Origin of the sequence: Bacteroides sp. NSJ-48, from assembly GCF_014287405.1 — a bacterium.
Lineage (GTDB): Bacteria > Bacteroidota > Bacteroidia > Bacteroidales > Bacteroidaceae > Bacteroides > Bacteroides stercoris.
The window spans coordinates 1-2,049 of record NZ_JACOOD010000087.1 but is presented as its reverse complement, the minus strand read 5'-3'; the positions used below and the strand labels follow the sequence as shown (position 1 = coordinate 2,049).

General features: G+C 48.0%; 1 protein-coding gene, 1 tRNA gene and 1 rRNA gene. All 3 read right to left on the bottom strand.

The window, feature by feature from the left end:
- Window positions 1–25: 25 nt before the first annotated feature.
- Window positions 26–99: transfer RNA gene (locus H8S52_RS19390), tRNA-Ile, on the bottom strand.
- Window positions 100–239: 140 nt separating this feature from the next.
- Window positions 240–1,766, bottom strand: a 16S ribosomal RNA gene (locus tag H8S52_RS19385).
- Between the two features lie 82 nt (window positions 1,767–1,848).
- A partial coding sequence (locus H8S52_RS19840; protein ID WP_222620336.1) for a hypothetical protein occupies window positions 1,849–2,049 on the bottom strand: 201 nt, incomplete at its 5' end.

Here is a 2,049-nt window from a genome sequence, read left to right as displayed (position 1 = left end):
GCTACCTGTCACCAAGACTATGTCGTAGTCCCAGGCAGAGTTGAACTGCCGACCTCTACATTATCAGTGTAGCGCTCTAACCAACTGAGCTATAGGACTGTCAGTCAAACCCTAGCCCGAAGGCTCGGCTTCTACTTTCTCTTTATAGTATCAATAAACAATCTTCGCAGTACAAGAGGTTCTTATGGAGGTAATCTCTTTAGAACCTACTTTTAATCTTTTTCTGAGCGTCGCTCCAGAAAGGAGGTGTTCCAGCCGCACCTTCCGGTACGGCTACCTTGTTACGACTTAGCCCCAATCACCAGTTTTACCCTAGGACGCTCCTCGCGGTTACGTACTTCAGGTACCCCCGGCTTTCATGGCTTGACGGGCGGTGTGTACAAGGCCCGGGAACGTATTCACCGCGCCGTGGCTGATGCGCGATTACTAGCGAATCCAGCTTCATGGAGTCGGGTTGCAGACTCCAATCCGAACTGAGAGAGGCTTTTGGGATTAGCACCACGTCGCCGTGTAGCTGCCTTCTGTACCCCCCATTGTAACACGTGTGTAGCCCCGGACGTAAGGGCCGTGCTGATTTGACGTCATCCCCACCTTCCTCACATCTTACGACGGCAGTCTCAATAGAGTCCTCAGCATGACCTGCTAGTAACTATCGATAAGGGTTGCGCTCGTTATGGCACTTAAGCCGACACCTCACGGCACGAGCTGACGACAACCATGCAGCACCTTCACAACTGTCCGAAGAAAGAACCGTTTCCGGTTCCGTCAGTTGCAATTTAAGCCCGGGTAAGGTTCCTCGCGTATCATCGAATTAAACCACATGTTCCTCCGCTTGTGCGGGCCCCCGTCAATTCCTTTGAGTTTCACCGTTGCCGGCGTACTCCCCAGGTGGAATACTTAATGCTTTCGCTTGGCCGCTGACTGTATATCGCCAACAGCGAGTATTCATCGTTTACTGTGTGGACTACCAGGGTATCTAATCCTGTTTGATACCCACACTTTCGAGCATCAGCGTCAGTTACAATCCAGTAAGCTGCCTTCGCAATCGGAGTTCTTCGTGATATCTAAGCATTTCACCGCTACACCACGAATTCCGCCTACCTCTGTTGCACTCAAGGTCGCCAGTATCAACTGCAATTTTACGGTTGAGCCGCAAACTTTCACAACTGACTTAACAACCCGCCTACGCTCCCTTTAAACCCAATAAATCCGGATAACGCTCGGATCCTCCGTATTACCGCGGCTGCTGGCACGGAGTTAGCCGATCCTTATTCATACGGTACATACAAAAAGCCACACGTGGCTCACTTTATTCCCGTATAAAAGAAGTTTACAACCCATAGGGCAGTCATCCTTCACGCTACTTGGCTGGTTCAGACTCTCGTCCATTGACCAATATTCCTCACTGCTGCCTCCCGTAGGAGTTTGGACCGTGTCTCAGTTCCAATGTGGGGGACCTTCCTCTCAGAACCCCTATCCATCGTAGGTTTGGTGGGCCGTTACCCCGCCAACTGCCTAATGGAACGCATCCCCATCGACAACCGAAATTCTTTAATAGTCAACCCATGCGGGAAAACTATGCCATCCGGTATTAATCTTTCTTTCGAAAGGCTATCCCAGTGTTGTCGGCAGGTTGGATACGTGTTACTCACCCGTGCGCCGGTCGCCATCCATCAAAGCAAGCTTTGATGATGCTGCCCCTCGACTTGCATGTGTTAAGCCTGTAGCTAGCGTTCATCCTGAGCCAGGATCAAACTCTTCATTGTAAAAGTATTGTTAATCATTCCATATAGGAATGGTTGTTGCTCTGTTCAGGACGCTCGAATTTAAAAAGTATCTATTACCTATTTAATAAGTAATGACGGTTCTTTTTATTTTACCCAAGACTGTTTCTTTTTTAGAAACAAGTCTTGCTCTTGTACTACTTGTATTGTTTATGTAAATCTCTTCAAAGATCGCTTCTTTTATGTCGGCTTTCTTTTCAGGAAAGCGGATGCAAAGGTAAAAACTTTTAAGTATATCTTCCAAATATTTTCGGAAGTTTTTTTT